Raw genomic sequence first — 17,037 nt, 5'->3', positions numbered from 1 at the left:
TCATGGAACTGCCCACCTGGATAGCGAATTACATTTCGTTCTGGCTGCTTGGAGTATTAGGCGTCATCGTCGTGGGCCTGTTCATCATGCAGCGGTATGATCAGCGCCAGAAATCCCGGACCCCAACGGGGCCGGGCTATGATGCGTTCCAGCAGAAACTCAAATCCATCAATCTGGATCTTGATGCACCTGACTCCGACGCATCAACCCGTTCCTGAGCAGCAAGCCACCCAGGTCGGCGAGCCTGTGTCCAGACGTATTGCGCTGGGCATTGCCTACAATGGTAAGTCGTATCTGGGCTGGCAGACACAGCCGGGCGGGCGTACTGTCCAGGACATGCTGGAAAAGGCGCTGGCGGCATTTACTTGCGAGGCAACGCCCACCATCTGCGCAGGCCGTACCGACACGGGCGTTCATGCGCGAGCCAGGTAGTGCACATTAATACTGCCATTCACAGGCGCATGGAGTCCTGGGTCAGGGGAGTCAATGCCCATCTGCCACCCGATATTACCGTGCGCTGGGCGAAGGAAATGCCCGCCGAGTTTCACGCGCGTTTTTCCGCGACGTCCCGCAGCTATGTCTATCTGCTCAGAAACGAGCGTATCATGTCTCCGCACTGGCATGGACGGGCAGGCTGGGATTTTCATCCACTTGATCTGAGCGCCATGCAACTGGCCGCACAGTATCTGGTTGGCGAGCATGATTTCAGCAGCTTTCGTTCGTCGCAATGCCAGGCTTCCAGTCCGGTTCGCACCATTGAGCATCTCAATATCGTCCAGCAGGGCGCATTTTTTGTTTTCACCTTCAGGGCCAACGCATTTTTGCATCACATGGTGCGTAATATTCTGGGGTGCCTGCTGTATGTCGGCAAGGGCCGCTATCGGCCAGACTGGATGCCACAGGTGATGGCTGCGCGTGATCGCAAGGTGGCGGCACCTACCTTCATGGCCGATGGGTTGTATTTTGCCCAGGCCAGCTATCCCGCCCATTTCGGCCTGGAGCAATTTGACGCCTTCGACCTGAGCAGGCCGATCGAGGCGCTGCTGTTTGAGCCTGAGCGGGCAATCTGGGCAACGCAACCTAACGCAAGGCTCAGGCTCAAGTGCGATTGCTGGCTCCAGCATGCATTCATGGGCGACACCGTCAGCTTTGCCGAACCCAGCATGATCTGCATAATCCCGGTAACAGTGCGCACGCTGCACGTCAGCGGCTGTTCAGCATGCCTGCACTCTCGCTTGTCTCTGTTTTTACCCTTGCAGTGGGGAAACCTTTTGCATTTTGTAATAAAAACAACAAACAAAAAACAGACTGAAACAGGCACAACGACCAATCTGCCTGGCCGTCATAAAATTATTTCATATGTAATAAAGATAGAAAAAACGGGGATTCTGTGGGCTGCCAGGGAGACTCGTTGCATTTAAAATGGCCGGTTTTCCCTGGGAAATAAGGGTAATTCTTGAGGGTAAAAAAATAATAATTCCTGTAGCATGCCCCGGTAACCAAAAGTTTCGCTTCCCTCTTACTCACAATACCCATTGGAGACATCAACGATGAAACGTCGTTCCTTCCTCAAGCAGGCCACCGCCGGTGTTGCCGCAACGGGGGGTGCCGTATTGGCATCGCCCGTTTTTGCGCAAGACGCACCCACGATCAGCTGGCGTCTGGCTTCGAGCTTTCCAACCAGTGCCGATGCGATCTATAACGGCAGCGTCAATTTTGCCAAACATCTGGCCGAAGCGACAGATGGCAAGTTCAAAGTCAGTGTCCATCATGCAGGAGAAGTGGTTCCTGCGCTGCAAGTGCTGGATGCGGTCCAGAACAATACGGTGCAATGTGGTCATAGCGCGGCTTATTATTATTACGGGAAGGATCCTGCCCTCAGTTTTGACGCAGCAGTGCCGTTTGGCCTGAATACGCGCCAGTACAATGCCTGGATGCGGGCTGGCAACGGTCTTGCACTGACCCGTGAAGTGTACAAAAAATTCAATATCGTCAACTTTCCTTGCGGCCATACCGGCACGCAAATGGGTGGCTGGTTCCGCAAGGAAATCAATAGCGTAGAGGACCTCAAGGGTCTGAAAATGCGTTGCAGCGCCTTTGCCGGCGCCGTGCTTTCACGCCTGGGCGTGATTCCGCAACAGGTCGCGGGCGGCGATATTTATCCCTCGCTGGAAAAAGGCACCATTGACGCAGCCGAATGGATTGGCCCCTATGACGATGAAAAACTGGGTTTTAACAAAGTTGCGAAGTACTATTATTATCCGGGCTGGTGGGAGGGCGGCTTTCAGGTATCGCTATACGTTAATGACGGCGAGTACGAGAAACTGCCTAAACACTATCAGGCTGCCATTATGCAGGCCAGTGCGCTGGCAACCGAAGAAATGATCGGCACGTATGATGCCAAGAATCCCGGTGCATTGCGTCGTCTGATCGCCGGTGGCGGTGTTCTGAAGCGGTTTCCCAAGGCTGTGCTTGATGCCTCGTTCGCCGAAGCGACCAAGGTGTATGAAGAGCTGTCTGCAAAAGACCCGCTGTTCAAGAAAATCCATGACGACTATATGGCATTCCGCAATGACGTTTACCCCTGGTTCGGGGTCGCCGAGTTCAGCTACGATGCATTCATGCTGGACGCATTGAGAAACAAAAAATAAAAACACCATGTAAAATCCTGTTTTGCAGGCTATTTTTGCCCTCAGGGTCAAATGGGCCGGCAAAACAGGCATATGCTGTTTCTCTTCTTTTTTCCTATTTTTGGTGCGAAAGCAAATGAAGTTTCTCTTCACTCTTTCCCGGGCTATTGACGCGCTCATGACTGCGGTCGGCCGCGTTGTGATCTGGCTCACATTGGTTGTGGTGCTGATCAGCGCTGCAAACGCGGTGGTGCGCAAAGTATTTCATTACAGTTCCAATGGCTGGCTGGAAATCCAATGGTATTTGTTTGGCGCGATTTTTCTGCTCGCGGCCGGCTATACCTTTCTTAAGAATGAACATGTACGCGTGGATATTATTTCACAGCGTCTGTCCAAGCGAACTCAGATCATTATTGAGACTGTAGGCGTGCTGTTCTTCATGTTACCGGCCTGCCTGTTGCTCATTTATCTGTCCTGGCCCTTTTTCATGCTGTCGTTCGAGACCAACGAACAATCTTCCAATGCCGGTGGGCTGGTGCGCTGGCCAGTCAAGTTGCTGATTCCTATCGGCTTCTCGTTACTGGTGCTGGCGGGTATCTCTCATCTGATCAAATGCGTGGCTTATCTCAGTGGAAAAGGTCCCGATCCCCTGGCGCCTTTGGGCGGAAAAACAGCGGAAGAGCTGCTGGCCGAAGAAATTGCGGCAGAAGCGGAACTGAAACGACAACAATCACTGCAGGCGGGTAACTAAGCATGGAGTTCTTAATTCAAAATATGCCGCCGATCATGTTCCTGACATTGATCTGCTTTTTGCTGCTGGGCTTTCCGGTTGCCTTCTCGCTTGCTGCTAACGGTATTCTTTACGCGTTGCTGGGTATTGCCTTTGGCGAATTTACGTTCCCGTTTCTGCAGGCATTGCCAGACCGGGTGTTCGGGATCGTGCAGAACGATTCGTTGCTGGCTGTGCCATTCTTTACCCTCATGGGCCTGATTCTGGAGCGATCGGGCATGGCCGAGGATTTGCTGGAGACCATCGGTCAGTTGTTCGGACCGATTCGCGGTGGGTTGGCTATCGCAGTCGTGTTTGTGGGTGCCATGCTGGCAGCCACTACCGGCGTGGTGTCGGCTTCGGTTATCTCCATGGGCCTGATTTCACTGCCGATCATGCTGCGTTACGGCTATGACCGCAAGCTGGCAACTGGTGTGATTGCGGCCTCGGGCACGCTGTCACAAATCATTCCGCCTTCATTGGTACTCATTATCCTGGCCGATCAACTGGGCCGTTCCATTGGCGATATGTATCGCGGCGCCATGATTCCTGGTTTTATTCTGGCAGGTGCCTACATCTTGTATGTGGTGGTGGCTTCGCTGATCAAGCCGTCATACGCACCGGCCTTGCCGCCGGAAGCCCGAGTCTATCGCGAGCCCAATGGCAGCAATGGTCTGCCTTCACTGGTGGTGCTGGTCGTTATTGCCAGCATCGGGGCCTGGTTGTTGGGACGTATGTTTCTATCAGAAAAAGCGCAGCCGATGAAGCCATCGTTCTGAATCTGTTGCTATGGGGCGTTATTGCATTTGCGATCGCTGGCCTGAACAAGCTGCTGCGGCTGAAAATGCTATCGCAGATTGCCGAGCGGGTGGTTTTCGTGATGGTGCCGCCGCTATTTTTGATCTTCCTGGTGTTGGGCACTATTTTCATTGGCGTGGCCACACCGACCGAAGGTGGCGCCATGGGGGCGGTTGGCGCCATTATCATGGCGCTGATCCGCGGCCGCCTGACGCTGTCGCTGCTCAAGCAGGCGATGGACACCACCACCAAACTGACCAGCTTTGTCGTCTTCATTCTGGTGGGTTCAACCATCTTTACACTGACCTTTACCGGGTTTGGTGGTCAACACTGGGTAGAGGGCCTGTTTGCCTCTCTGCCTGGTGGAGAGATCGGCTTTCTGATCGTTGTCAGCGTGGCCACGTTCCTGTTGGCGTTTTTCCTGGACTTCTTTGAATTGGCCTTTATTATCGTGCCCTTGCTGGGTCCGGTGGCCGACAAGATGGGTATCGACCTGATCTGGTTCGGTGTATTGCTGGCGGTCAACATGCAAACCTCCTTCATGCACCCACCGTTTGGTTTTGCCTTGTTTTACCTGCGCTCGGTTGCTCCCAAGCACGACTACACCGACAGAGTTACCGGCAAGCCGATCAAGCGGGTAACGACCGGCGAGATCTACAAGGGTTCCATCCCGTTCATTGTCATTCAGTTGCTGATGGTGGCATCGGTCATGGCATTCCCGGGCATGGTCATGCATTACAAGGGCACCGGTACCGGTATTGATCCGAGTCAGGTTACGTTTGACACCGGCAACTCCTACGGTACTGACCTTACGGGTCCGATAGCGGCGCTGACAAGAGTGAAGGCAGTTCCAGCGACGCATACGACGATCCGGCTAACGCATTCAAATAAGGGCTTGCCGGGGCAGGGGCGATTTTTTCCTGCTCGGGCGCGCCGGTAACGGTATTTTCAGGGTATTGTTCCTGAAATTTCGTTAAACTCAAAACCCTGGCATCTTTTTTGCCGGGGTTTTTTTATGGGACTGAAAATGAGAACCCGCGTTAAATTCTGTGGACTATCATCAGAAAAAGATATACACGATGCGGTTGCCGCCGGAGCTGATGCCATCGGACTGGTGCTCTACGAGAAGAGCAAACGTTATGTGCCCCTGGCACAGGCGGCGGCGTTGCGTCGCACGGTGCCTGCGTTTGTCAATGCCGTCACCCTGACCGTCAATGCCGATGTGCAATCCATCGAACAAATCATGGGTACGGTGGCCCCGGATTTCATACAGTTTCACGGTGATGAGACGGGCGCTTTCTGTGAGCAGTTTTCCTATCCCTATATCCGGGCCATCAGAGTTGGTGCTCCAGGGCTGACCTCCCCAGAGGAGATCGCCACGGCGGTCAGTGACTATCCGAGCGCCCGGGCGTTTCTATTTGATGCCTATTCGCCCGCTTATGGTGGCGCGGGTATTTCGTTTGATATTGGTTTGCTGTCGCAAGCCAGGCAGATCCTGCCGGCGCACAAAATAATCATTGCCGGCGGCCTGAACGCATCCAATATTGCAGCGCTGGTGAGCAGCTATCGTCCTTACGCGGTAGATTTGAGTAGCGGCATTGAAATTGCGCCTGGCGAAAAAAGCGCCGGAAAAATGCGTTCTTTTATGCTGGCGCTGTCCGAAGTAGACAAGCTGCACTGGCCAGTGCAGCTCTAAAGCACTCAACTACAGTTGTCGGCGGAGCCGGCAATGGCTGGTGTCAGGCAACGGGTAGCGTTTGCCCGACCGAGTGTCCTGCCTAGGTTCGCTATTCGATTTGCGCCTGAGTTGTCAGCGCTTCAATCGACTCATGCAATTGCAGCCATTCTTCTTCCAGCGTTTCGGCCGTCGCAGTCAGTTCGCCATGTTCAGCCAGCACGGCGACACGTTCATCTCGGCGCGCATCGGAATAAAAATTTTCGTCGGCAATCAGCACATTAATCTGGGCAATTCTGGCCTGCGCAGCTTCCATGGCCTTTTCAACTTGCGCAAGCCGTTTGTCCAGCGGTTTACGCAGTTGTGCAACGCGCTGGCGTTCTTCAGCCTGCTGGCGTCGCACTGCCTTGCGATCGGGTGCGGCGCTCAATCCATCGGCCGCAAGTGAGGCATCGCGCTCTTCCTGGCGCATGGACAGGGCACGCTGGGCAAGCCAGTCGCGATAGTCGTCCAGATCTCCATCAAATTCAATGACCTGACCGTCTGCCACAATCCAGAAACTGTCCACGGTAGTGCGCAGCAGATGCCGATCGTGCGAAACCATGAGCATGCTGCCGTCGAATTCGGCCAGTGCGGTGGCCAACGCCTCGCGGGTATCAACATCCAGGTGATTACTGGGTTCGTCAAGCAACAGCAAATTGGGCTTTTGCCAAACGATCAGCGAGAGGGCCAGCCTGGCTTTTTCGCCACCGGAAAAGGGCGCCACTTTGTCATTGACCTTATCACCACCAAAGCCGAAGCCGCCCAGATAATTGCGCAATTCCTGTTCGCGTGCTTCGGGCGCAATACGCTGCAAATGCTGCAGCGGGCTCGCGTCCACATCCAGCATATCAAGCTGGTGCTGCGCAAAATAGCCAATTTCCAGGCCCTTTGATGGTTTGTAATTGCCCGCCAGAGGCGCCAGTTCGCGCGCAATGGTTTTGATCAGGGTACTTTTACCGGCGCCATTGACCCCCAGTACGCCAATCCGCGCGCCAGAGCGAATCATCAACTCTATATTGCTCAGAATGACGGTCTGATTGGCCTGCTCGTCAATATAGCCGTAGCCACCTTATCCAGACGAAGCAGCGGATCCGGCATGGAAGGCGGCGAGGGGATATGAATATAGATGCCAGACTCGGCTTGCAGCGGCGCCAGTTTCTCCATACGAGCCAGCGCCTTGACCCGACTTTGCGCCTGCTTGGCCTTAGTGGCTTTGGCCTTGAAGCGGTCAATGAACGACTGCAGCCTGGCAGATTCCCGGCTTTGGCGATCAATTGCGACCTGAAGTTGTCGCACCCGTTCGGCACGCTGGGTCAGAAAATCATCGTAGCCGCCCTTATAGCGCACGAGTTTTTGATGATCCACATGCAAAATGGTTCGGGCAACCGCATTCAGAAATTCGGTATCGTGGGAAATCAGAATAACCGTTCCCTCATAAGCGGCCAGCCATTTTTCCAGCCAAAGCATGGCATCCAGGTCCAGGTGGTTGGTCGGCTCGTCCAGGAGCAACAATTCCGACGGGGCCATCAGGCGCGGGCCAGCGCCAGGCGCATTTGCCAGCCTCCGGAGAAACTGTTGACCGGCTGGGTCCATTGTTCGGGCGTAAAGCCCAGCCCGGCGAGCAGTTGCTCGGCTCGTGACGGTGCGCTCCAGGCGTCAGCCTCTACCAGCGCCGCTTCCAGCTCTGCAATGCGAGTGCCGTCTGTATCGGGGGTGGTAGCGCGCGCCTGCTGCAGCTCACGCAGATGCCTGTCGCCGTCGATGACAAATTCCCGGGCCGGCTGGGTAGTGGCGTGGATTTCCTGTTCAACGGTGGCTATTCGCCATGAATCGGGAATGAACAGATCGCCGGCGTCGGCATCGATCCGGCCTTGCAGCAGGGCAAATAGCGTCGTTTTGCCTGAGCCGTTTTTGCCGACAACGCCAACACGCTCTTTGGGATGCACCACGAAGTCGGCATTTTCCAGCAGCACCTTGGTGCCGCGACGTAAAGTAAGGCCAGAAGAACGAATCAAAGCGAAAAATCCGAGGAAAAATAATAATTAGAACATGAAGGGCGGTGCCAGTCAGAATATGACAAGTGATACCAATTATCAAGCGCCGACACCCATCAGCCCCCAGGTATGCAGGCCGCACCCAGGTGCTTATTCATCATGGTTGCCGGCGCATTGTATGCGCCAGCCTGGCGCCAGGCAGTGGCGCTCAATGGTGCGATGTTGCAGTCGTCCTGAAGGCCAGGGTTGGTGCGCTTGCCTGCCGGATTGCGCAACAAGCCTTTGACGGTCTGCAGGATAACGTCAGCGTGGCTGCAACTGCTCCCGCGTCAATAGCAGGACGGAGTCGTCGCCCTCGGCCGTTTCAAGAAATACCGGATTCAGTGCGGGGAAGGCATTCATGAAATTCTCATATTCGTTACCGATTTCAAGAATGATAAAACCGTCGTCGCTCAGATGGGCGGCAGCCTGATCCAGAATCGTTCGAATAATGTCCATGCCATCGTCCCCGCCAGCGAGGGCCAGCGCCGGCTCGTGCTGGTACTCACTGGGCAGTTGCGCCATGGTGGTGCTATTGACGTAAGGTGGATTGCATACGATGACATCGTACCGCTGCTTTTCCAGCGGCGCGTACAGATCGCCCTGCAACACATTTACGCGTTCGCCCAGTTGGTACATGTCCACATTTCTTTGCGCCAGGCGAATGGCATGATCAGACAGATCGACGGCGTCAACCTGCGCATTCGGAAAAGCCAGCGCGGCAAGAATGGCCAGGCAGCCCGAGCCGGTACACAGATCTAGTACGTTCTGCACGTTCTCAGGATCGTCTACCCATGGCTCAAGATGTTCAGCCAGCAGTTCTGAAATGGGCGAGCGCGGCACAATCACCCGCTTGTCTGTCAGGAAACGATGACCCTGCAGCCAGGCTTCGCCAGTCAGGTATGCCAGGGGGACGCGTTTTTTGACCCGCAGTTCGATCAGGCTGACGCACTTCTTTTTCTCGTCCTCCAGCAATCGGGCATCCAGAAATGGATCCAGCGTATCCAGCGGCAAATGCAGTGTCGAGAGGACCAGATAGACGGCTTCGTCCCAGGCATTGTCACTGCCGTGGCCAAAGGCTAGCTGTGCGTCATTGAAGCGGGAAACTGCGTAGCGAATCACATCGCGCACTGTTTTGAGCTCATTGTGGATTTTTGAAGCCATAAAGTATCCGATATTGAATGTTTGATATGCAGCTGCGTTGTGGCAGTTTATAGCAGAAGGTTTTCAAGTGTTTTACGATAAATGGCGGCCAGCGGCTCCAGGCTGTCGACCTCGATGTGCTCGTTAATCTGATGGATAGTGGCATTGATCGGCCCAAATTCAATCACTTGCGGACAGATTTTCGCAATGAACCGACCGTCCGACGTTCCACCCGTAGTCGACAGTGCTGTTTGCACACCCGTCACATCCTTGATCGCGGCCGACAAGGCTTCTGATAGTTCGCCTCGTGGCGTCAGAAATGGTTCGCCGCCAAGCGTCCATTCAATGCTGCTGTCCAGCTGGTGTGCATCCAAAATGGCCTGCACACGCGACTTGAGCGATTCAACGGTACTGGCTGTCGAAAACCGGATATTGAACAGAAATTGCGCGCTGCCAGGGACAACGTTGGTAGCGCCCGTACCCGCATGGAAATTGGAAATCTGGAAAGTGGTGGGCGGAAAGTACTCATTGCCCTGATCCCATTCGGTGCTCGCCAGTTCATGTAAGGCCGGCGCACACAAATGAATCGGATTGCGGGCAAGATGGGGGTAGGCCACATGGCCCTGCAAGCCTTTGACCACAACCTTGCCTGATAGCGACCCCCGTCGGCCATTCTTGATGACATCACCCAATACGGCTGTCGACGTGGGTTCGCCCACGATACAGTAATCCGGCTGCACGCCCTGTTGCTTCAGGTATTCGCATACCTTGACGGTACCATTGACGGAGGGGCCTTCTTCGTCTGAGGTGATCAGCATGGCGATGGAACCCCGATGCTCGGGATGCGCCTGCACGAACGCTTTGGCGGCAACAGTAAACGCGGCGATGGAGCTTTTCATATCAGCAGCACCACGGCCATACAGCTTGCCGTCGCGAATCGTGGGTACAAAAGGATCGCTGTCCCACTGTTCCAGCGGACCAGTGGGGACCACATCCGTATGACCGGCAAAAATAAGCAGCGGCGACGCGGTGTTGCGTCGCAGCCAGAGGTTTTGCACTTCTTCGAAAGGCAGATGCTCTGCAACAAAGCCCGAATCGGCCAGTTCAGCGGCCAGCGTCTGCTGGCAATCCCGGTCGTCTGGCGTGACCGACTGGCGGGCGATCAGCGTTTGTGTCAGGGCCAGCACCGGTGAAGAAATTGCATCACTCATGATCAGGCACGCAGCAGATCGTTGATGCTGGTCTTGGCGCGGGTTTTCGCATCCACGCGTTTGACGATGACAGCGCACGCCAGGCTGTGTGAGCCATCAGCAGCGGGCAGGGAGCCGGGAACCACGACTGAACCGGAAGGCACGCGACCATAGGTCACTTCGCCGGTTTCGCGATTATAGATTTTGGTACTTTGGGAAATGAAGACGCCCATGGCGAGAACTGAGTTTTCTTCAACGATCACGCCTTCGACCACTTCAGAGCGCGCGCCAATAAAGCAATTGTCTTCAATAATTGTCGGGTTGGCCTGCAGCGGTTCCAGCACGCCGCCAATACCCACACCACCGGACAGATGAACATTTTTGCCGATCTGGGCGCAGGAGCCGACGGTCGCCCAGGTATCGACCATGGTGTTTTCATCTACATAGGCGCCAATATTGACGTAGGAAGGCATCAGCACCACGTTCTTACCGATAAAAGCGCCACGACGCGCGACGGCGTTTGGCACGACACGATAGCCGCCAGCCTTGAATTCTGCTTCGGTAAAGTCCTGAAATTTGAGCGGTACTTTATCGAAAAACTGCATCGGTGCGTTGTTCATGACCACGTTATCATTCAGGCGGAAAGACAACAGCACTGCTTTTTTTAACCACTGGTACACTACCCAGTCTCCGTCCTTTTTCTCGGCAACACGCAGCGTGCCATTGTCCAGTCCGGCCAGGGCGGTGCCTACGGCATCGCGCACTTGGGCTGAAACAGTAGAGGAAGACAAATTGGCGCGGTCATCCCACGCTTTTTCCAGAACGGTTTGAAGGTCAGTAGTCATAAGATTTGGATAGTTTTAAAAAATAAACACAATTGTGAAAGTTAGGCCATCTTCCGGATGGGACGCGCCCATGGCCGGCTAATGCGCTTTTCCTTCTCGGGATACCGAAGCTTAACAAAATCCCCGGCGTTACAGTGAAACTGGACGCTTGCGCGGCCCTTTACCTGGGCTGCTGAAGGGTCCGGATCGCGAACGACCCGGGTTGCAGTCAGCTAGGGTAGCGATCGCGGACAAACCGGGCGATACGCTGGGCACCTTCCACACACTGATCCAGCGGTGCGACCAGCGCCAGTCTGATGCGGTTGGCGCCCGGATTGATCCCATGCGCCTCACGCGCCAGATAACTGCCAGGCAGCACCGTTACATGCTGTGCGCCAAATAAATCACGAACGAAATCAGGATCGGAGACCGGCGTTCCGGCCCAGAGATAGAACGAAGCATCGGGCATTCTTACGTCCAGCACCTCGGCCAGAATCGGGTAGACCGCATCAAACTTGGCTTTATACAGGGCACGGTTTTGTTCAACATGGGTTTCATCGTTCCATGCTGCTGTGCTGGCGGCGCTAAAGACCGGACTCATGGCGCTGCCGTGATACGTCCGATAAAGGAGAAACGATTCAAGCAGGCTTGCATCGCCGGCGACAAAACCCGAGCGCATGCCGGGCACATTCGAGCGCTTGGACAGGCTGGAGAAGCAGACGCAGTTTTTGAAATCGGTCCGACCCAGCCTGTATGCAGCCTGCAAGACACCTACCGGCGGGTGCGCATCGTCGAAATAGATTTCGGAATAACACTCATCGGAGGCAATCACAAAGCCGTAGCGATCTGACAGTTCGAACAATAATGCCCACTCGGCTTCGGGCATGACATTGCCTGCCGGATTGCCGGGAGAACACACAAATAGCAATTGTGTTTTCTCCCAAACGTATGCGGGTACGGCCGACCAATCAGGACTGAAGTTGCGTTCAGGCACTGCGTTGACGTAGTAGGGCTGTGCGCCTCCCAGCAGCGTAGCACCTTCATATATCTGATAAAACGGATTGGGGCAGATGACCAGGCTGTCGCTTGCGCCGTCGAGCACCGTTTGGGCAAAGGCAAACAGCGCTTCGCGGGACCCCAGGCAAGGCAGCACCTGGCTTTGTGGATCTGGCGCGGGCATGTCATAACGGCGGCCGATCCAGGCGGCAATCGTTTCGCGCAGCAGGGCATCACCCTTGGTCGGCGGATAGGCGGACAGGCCGGACAAGTGCTCGGCGATTGCCTCATTAACCAGTGCCGGCGTGGCATGCTTGGGCTCACCGATAGACAGATTTACATGGGTTAGTCCCGCAGCAGGGGTAGGGGCAGTGGCAAGAAGTGCCCGTAATTTTTCAAACGGATAGGGTTGCAGCAGACGTAGTTTAGGATTCATGACAGACCTTGCGTAGATGCGCAAGTTTACCATTTATAGGGCGCGATCAGCGTTGACGCGCCGCCCAGTCGCTCTATGGCGGGGCAGCTTATTTCAGGTGGTGGTTATTGAGCAAATCGGAGGTTGTCTTGAGCAAATCGAAGGTGATCTCGCACGCGATGGGCTATTTGTTTGATAATGGTTTTTTGGGTAATCTGGGTACAAATGGGCGCAGACCGGCATCATTTTACGTGGGGAGTTTGTCAGTGCAGACTTATTACATTACATAGAGATCCAGCACGCCAGTACGTGACCTCCAAACTGGGGCACTTTTGGACTGACGATAAGACGTTTTGTAGGTTTTTTATCGCTATTTACGGTTATTTCAACGGTAATAATCATCGAATTGACATAATTTCTTTACGCGGGACGTCAATCCCTACTATAATCCCCGTTCTTTGATGCGAGCGTGGCGGAATTGGTAGACGCACTGGATTTAGGTTCCAGCGCCGAAAGGTGTAAGAGTTCGAGTCTCTTCGCTCGCACCACAGTATTTAAACCTGTTGATTATATAGAATCAATAATCATCAAAATCAACAGGTTATCGGGTACACTTGCAATTGTTTGATCGCATAGAATCAAATAATTTCAACAAAACTCCCCAGAAATTCCCCAGGTACTCCCCACAAATGGCAAGTATCCAGAAAACCAAAAATGGCTATCGAGTTCAGGTCTCTGTCAAGGGCGTGCGCACGTCCGCAAGCTTCCCAACCAAGCGAGAATGCGTCGAATGGGCAGGCAATCAGGTAAATGCGGTTGTGGCGCCGGCCGCACACAAAACGTTTCGCGATTTGCTGGAGAAATACCGGGACGAAGTGAGCGCTAAGAAAAAGGGCGCTCGATGGGAAGAGATTCGGATCAACAAGTTATTGGCCGAGGAGGCCGATGGACTTGCTGGGAAGATGGTGGGGAGTATTGGGAAGGCTGATATTGCACAATGGCGTGACAAGAAAATCCAGTCAGGGCTGTCCGGAGCGTCAATCGTCAGGGAATGGGCGATTATTTCCAATGCTTTCAATGTTGCTATCAGAGAATGGGATTGGCTCACCGTCAATCCCATGGCACAGGTCAAGAAGCCCCCAGGCAATCCGCCCAGGGAACGCCTGATAACCGACAAGGAAATTGAGCTGCTGGACCACGTGACTGGGTACAGCCCGGAATCAAGCTTGGAAACCGTGACTCAAAGAGTAGGGGCCGCGCTGCACTTTGCCCTTGAAACGGCCATGCGTGCGCAGGAAATCTGCCTGTTGCGATGGGATGATATCTCTGGCCGGGTGGCCAAGGTGAATACGTCAAAGACCAGATCTGGTATCCGGCAGGTGCCTTTATCACGCACCGCGGCTGGTATTGTCGAGCGCTTGGCCAAGGTGAACGGGAAGAAGGAAACGGTTTTTGAGGTGAGCACCACTCAGCTGGATGCGCTGTTCCGAAAAGCCAGGGCAGCTGCGGGCCTGGAAGGTTTCACCTTTCACGATAGCAGGCGACGGCCATTACCAGGCTTGCCAAGAAACTCGATATTCTGGATCTGGCCAAGATGATAGGGCACAAGAACCTGTCCATGCTGATGGTGTATTACCGAGAAGGTGCGGAAGAACTCGCTGCAAAATTGGATTGACACCTAAGCGTCGATTCTAAGCGTTACGTCGGTAGGGTAACTTTTGCTCTGGAACCATTTCCGACTTTAACTTCTTTTCGCACATACCAATCAAAATAGAACCACTTCACAATCATTCCCCACTCTTGACCGTTCCGGGTTTGGTTCGGAGCAGCGTATAAATTGCCGTCGTAATTTAGCAGAAAATTCCGCTCGGCGATCTGCTCCATTTTGTCTATCTAAAGCTGCCAAGCATCGATACCACCGTCACATTTGCCATAGTTTGTCAGGTATGGCAATACTGATTCTAGTTGCCGCGAGCATAAGGAAACTCAACGAGACATGTTAGTAGTAGCCAATAAAACACCAAACCCCACTAGCACCCCTCCAAATAGCCAGTCTATCCAGTGCCATACGGCCAAAAGCCGGACGCGTACTGATCCACTGGAGAAAAGCAACGCCACTAACGAAAACCAGAGTATGTGAGCTGCAGAAATAATAGCTCCATAACCGATCTGTACTGATAATGGAGTCATCGGCTGCACCACTTGCATAAACAGGCTTACTATAAAAATTGTTGTTTTGGGATTGAGCGCATTGGTGAAAAATCCCACCCGTAGCGCCGAGAAATCAGACGCTGCGGCAGGGCTAGATGTCTCGACTGTGTCACTTGGTTTTGTGCGAAGCATCTTGATGCCAAGATAAATCAAATATGCTGCGCCAGCAAGCTTGATGCTGTTGAACAGCAAGAGCGACTGCTGAATGAGCATACCCACGCCTAAAATTGTATAGGTTACGTGAAACAACACGCCTAAACCTATGCCCAGTGCGGTTAGGACGCCTGCCCGACGCGACAGTAGCAGACTGTTGCGCGTAACCATGGCAAAATCGGGGCCAGGGCTGATGGCAGCAAGGATGGATATAGTAATTACAGCTAGCAGTTCTGTCATGTTAGTAATCTTCGGTATTAGAATATCGCTAAGTATATTGAAAATGAAGAGAACTGAATAACGATGAGTTCTGACAATGACAGTGAGGTCTACTCACAGATATTGACCAACCGTCTCCCTTCGTTGGTGGCATTGCGTTGCTTTGAAGCTGCAGCGCGATCGGAGAATTTTAGTCGCGCGGCAGCGGAGCTGTATGTGACTCACGGTGCGATCAGTCGGGCAGTGCGAGTCTTGGAAGACGACTTGGGTCTTGAGCTATTTGAAAGGCGTAATCGGCGCGTCTTTTTGACGGATGCTGGTCGTAGACTATTTAGCGCCGTTCATGACGGCCTGGGTATGATTCAACAGGCAGTAAGCGATCTACGTATTAGTGTCCGACAAACCCCGTTAGTCCTTTCGTGTGAGCCAACTTTGCTTATGCGCTGGTTAATTCCGCGGTGGCCGTTGTTCCAGGCATTGCACCCTGATATCCCGGTGCATCTTGTTGCGGGAGGCGGCCCGATCTTGTTTGACAGCGGCATTGATTTGGCTATACGCCGCAACGACTTCGAATGGCCATCCAATGTGAACGCCGAGCATTTATTCACCGAAAAGACCGGACCGGTGTGCCGCCCAGGCCAGGAGGGCACTTATTTCGAACTGGCTGAAGACACCAATAGTATCCGCCGCGGTTCGATGCGACTGCAAACCAAGACCCGGATTCAAGCCTGGCAAGAATGGGCTAAAGCCAGTGGTAAATCGTTACCTTCGGGTAAAGAGCAGCTATTTGAACATTTTTATTTCAGCTTGCAAGCTGCCGTTGCAGGACTCGGAGTTGCCATTGGTCCATGGCATCTGGTTCGTGATGATATCAACAATGGGGTACTGAGTGCGCCATTGGGTTTTGTTGAAGATGGCTCAAGCTATTATCTGCTGTCGTCACAGGTTCGTAACATGGGCGAGCCATATTCATTGTTGGTGGCATGGCTACGTTCTATGGATGAAAACTGAGTTTGATGTGAATTTGAAGTCTTCATGAAGGTGTGAAATTTGGTGCGCTTGGCCGTCTCCAATTGCTATCCCATAAGTTCTTGAGCGGTCTGTCCGTCAATGTCGGCTCGTGTCGTTCAATTGTCCACGCTGGCGGTTTTGGCGTCTTTGGCGGTATAAACGGGCTGCTTGCCATGGATGGACAACGGCGCCACTGTGCTGGTGGGCATATTCGGGCAAGTGGTGTTGGAATTGGGCGGGGAAGTTGAAGTGTGGGGGCAGGATATGTACGTTAATGTCCCGCCTGGCAGTAAGCCGCTTGTCATTCACGCGCTAACCGGTGAGCCAGATATATCGCGCTGGCACTGGCAATACCTGCCACACTGGGCTGAACGGAAATTTGTCAGCCCGAATGCCACGATCAAGAAGATCCTGTCCGGCGATAACTGGTGGGCGGGTCCGCTCAAGCATGGCCGCATGATCGTTCCGGCGGACGGTTGGTACGAGTGGACCGGGGAAAAGCCCAATAAGCAGCCCTGGTACATCAGGCCGCATGGCCAGAAACCGCTATGGATGGCCGCCGTGTCTGGCTGGCGTCCCGATCTCAACTGGAAAGAGTCCGAAATGACGACCGGCTTTGCGATTGTGACTGACGCAGCGGCGAAGGGCATGGTGGATGTGCACGACCGCCGGCCCATCATCTTGACCGCCGAGCACGCCCGAGAATGGCTGGATCCGGCTACCACGGTCGACCAGGCTATGGAATTATTGTCTGTGGCCCGGCCAGAATCGGCGTTTGAGTGGTATGAGGTGACGAAGAAGGTGGGGAATTCGGGATATCAGGGCGAGGATTGGACGGCGCAACTGAAAAGGTAAGGGATGTTGCTTTTTATAACATTTATCGTGTATAAGTAACTAAATATATTTTCTTACAACTAAATGAATTGGG

12 protein-coding genes, 1 tRNA gene and 3 pseudogenes are annotated in these 17,037 nt (G+C 53.8%); 10 read left to right on the top strand and 6 right to left on the bottom strand.

What is annotated here, in order from left to right:
* The first annotated feature begins 2 nt into the window (after positions 1–2).
* The 6 genes and pseudogenes from TKWG_RS11660 to TKWG_RS11635 all read left to right on the top strand — a co-directional run bounded on the left by TKWG_RS11660 (position 3) and on the right by TKWG_RS11635 (position 5,893).
* The gene (locus TKWG_RS11660) at positions 3–218 is read left to right on the top strand and encodes a hypothetical protein (protein ID WP_014751028.1); all 216 of its coding nucleotides are present in this window, start codon (positions 3–5) and stop codon (positions 216–218) included.
* A gap of 28 nt (positions 219–246) precedes the next feature.
* Positions 247–1,010 (top strand): annotated as a pseudogene (gene truA, locus TKWG_RS24940) (tRNA pseudouridine(38-40) synthase TruA); the annotation flags it as partial.
* Positions 1,011–1,550: 540 nt separating this feature from the next.
* The gene (locus tag TKWG_RS11650; protein ID WP_014751027.1) at positions 1,551–2,651 is read left to right on the top strand and encodes a TRAP transporter substrate-binding protein; all 1,101 of its coding nucleotides are present in this window, start codon (positions 1,551–1,553) and stop codon (positions 2,649–2,651) included.
* A 115-nt stretch (positions 2,652–2,766) separates the two neighbouring features.
* Positions 2,767–3,381 carry a TRAP transporter small permease subunit gene (locus TKWG_RS11645; protein WP_041710160.1) on the top strand — a complete coding sequence of 205 codons (615 nt, stop codon included), beginning with the start codon at positions 2,767–2,769 and terminating at the stop codon, positions 3,379–3,381.
* A 2-nt stretch (positions 3,382–3,383) separates the two neighbouring features.
* Positions 3,384–5,137: pseudogene (locus TKWG_RS11640) on the top strand (TRAP transporter large permease).
* A gap of 87 nt (positions 5,138–5,224) precedes the next feature.
* On the top strand, positions 5,225–5,893 hold the full coding sequence (locus TKWG_RS11635; RefSeq protein WP_041710159.1) for a phosphoribosylanthranilate isomerase: 669 nt from the start codon (positions 5,225–5,227) through the stop codon (positions 5,891–5,893).
* A gap of 91 nt (positions 5,894–5,984) precedes the next feature.
* Here TKWG_RS11635 and TKWG_RS11630 read toward each other — a convergent pair.
* The 5 genes and pseudogenes from TKWG_RS11630 to dapC form a co-directional block, all read right to left on the bottom strand.
* Positions 5,985–7,929, bottom strand: a pseudogene (locus TKWG_RS11630) (ABC-F family ATP-binding cassette domain-containing protein).
* A 282-nt stretch (positions 7,930–8,211) separates the two neighbouring features.
* Complete coding sequence (prmB, locus tag TKWG_RS11625) at positions 8,212–9,111, bottom strand: 50S ribosomal protein L3 N(5)-glutamine methyltransferase (RefSeq protein WP_014751024.1); 900 nt, start codon at positions 9,109–9,111, stop codon at positions 8,212–8,214.
* Positions 9,112–9,158: 47 nt separating this feature from the next.
* Positions 9,159–10,301 carry a succinyl-diaminopimelate desuccinylase gene (gene dapE, locus TKWG_RS11620; protein WP_014751023.1) on the bottom strand — a complete coding sequence of 381 codons (1,143 nt, stop codon included), beginning with the start codon at positions 10,299–10,301 and terminating at the stop codon, positions 9,159–9,161.
* Between the two features lie 2 nt (positions 10,302–10,303).
* A complete protein-coding gene (gene dapD, locus TKWG_RS11615) occupies positions 10,304–11,125 on the bottom strand; it encodes a 2,3,4,5-tetrahydropyridine-2,6-dicarboxylate N-succinyltransferase (protein WP_014751022.1) in 822 nt (273 codons plus the stop codon).
* Between the two features lie 208 nt (positions 11,126–11,333).
* Positions 11,334–12,536, bottom strand: a complete 1,203-nt coding sequence (gene dapC, locus TKWG_RS11610) for a succinyldiaminopimelate transaminase (RefSeq protein ID WP_014751021.1) — start codon at positions 12,534–12,536, stop codon at positions 11,334–11,336.
* 442 nt (positions 12,537–12,978) lie between these two features.
* Here dapC and TKWG_RS11605 point away from each other — a divergent pair.
* A tRNA-Leu gene (locus TKWG_RS11605) sits at positions 12,979–13,063 on the top strand.
* A gap of 66 nt (positions 13,064–13,129) precedes the next feature.
* Positions 13,130–14,113, top strand: coding sequence for a tyrosine-type recombinase/integrase (locus TKWG_RS11600; RefSeq protein ID WP_148274533.1), 984 nt, complete (start codon positions 13,130–13,132; stop codon positions 14,111–14,113).
* Between the two features lie 388 nt (positions 14,114–14,501).
* On the opposite strand, the gene TKWG_RS11590 is transcribed toward TKWG_RS11600, so the two are convergent.
* Positions 14,502–15,119, bottom strand: coding sequence for a LysE family translocator (locus TKWG_RS11590; protein WP_014751017.1), 618 nt, complete (start codon positions 15,117–15,119; stop codon positions 14,502–14,504).
* A gap of 63 nt (positions 15,120–15,182) precedes the next feature.
* Here TKWG_RS11590 and TKWG_RS11585 point away from each other — a divergent pair, with 63 nt between their 5' ends.
* Together TKWG_RS11585 and TKWG_RS11580 are read left to right on the top strand one after the other, a co-directional pair.
* Positions 15,183–16,109 (top strand): LysR family transcriptional regulator, encoded by a 927-nt coding sequence (locus TKWG_RS11585; protein WP_041709439.1) that lies wholly within the window; start codon positions 15,183–15,185, stop codon positions 16,107–16,109.
* Between the two features lie 177 nt (positions 16,110–16,286).
* Positions 16,287–16,964 carry an SOS response-associated peptidase gene (locus TKWG_RS11580; protein ID WP_014751015.1) on the top strand — a complete coding sequence of 226 codons (678 nt, stop codon included), beginning with the start codon at positions 16,287–16,289 and terminating at the stop codon, positions 16,962–16,964.
* The last annotated feature ends 73 nt before the right edge of the window (positions 16,965–17,037 follow it).

It is taken from the genome of Advenella kashmirensis WT001, assembly GCF_000219915.2.
GTDB lineage: Bacteria > Pseudomonadota > Gammaproteobacteria > Burkholderiales > Burkholderiaceae_B > Advenella > Advenella kashmirensis.
This window is presented reverse-complemented; position numbering and strand designations above follow the sequence as displayed.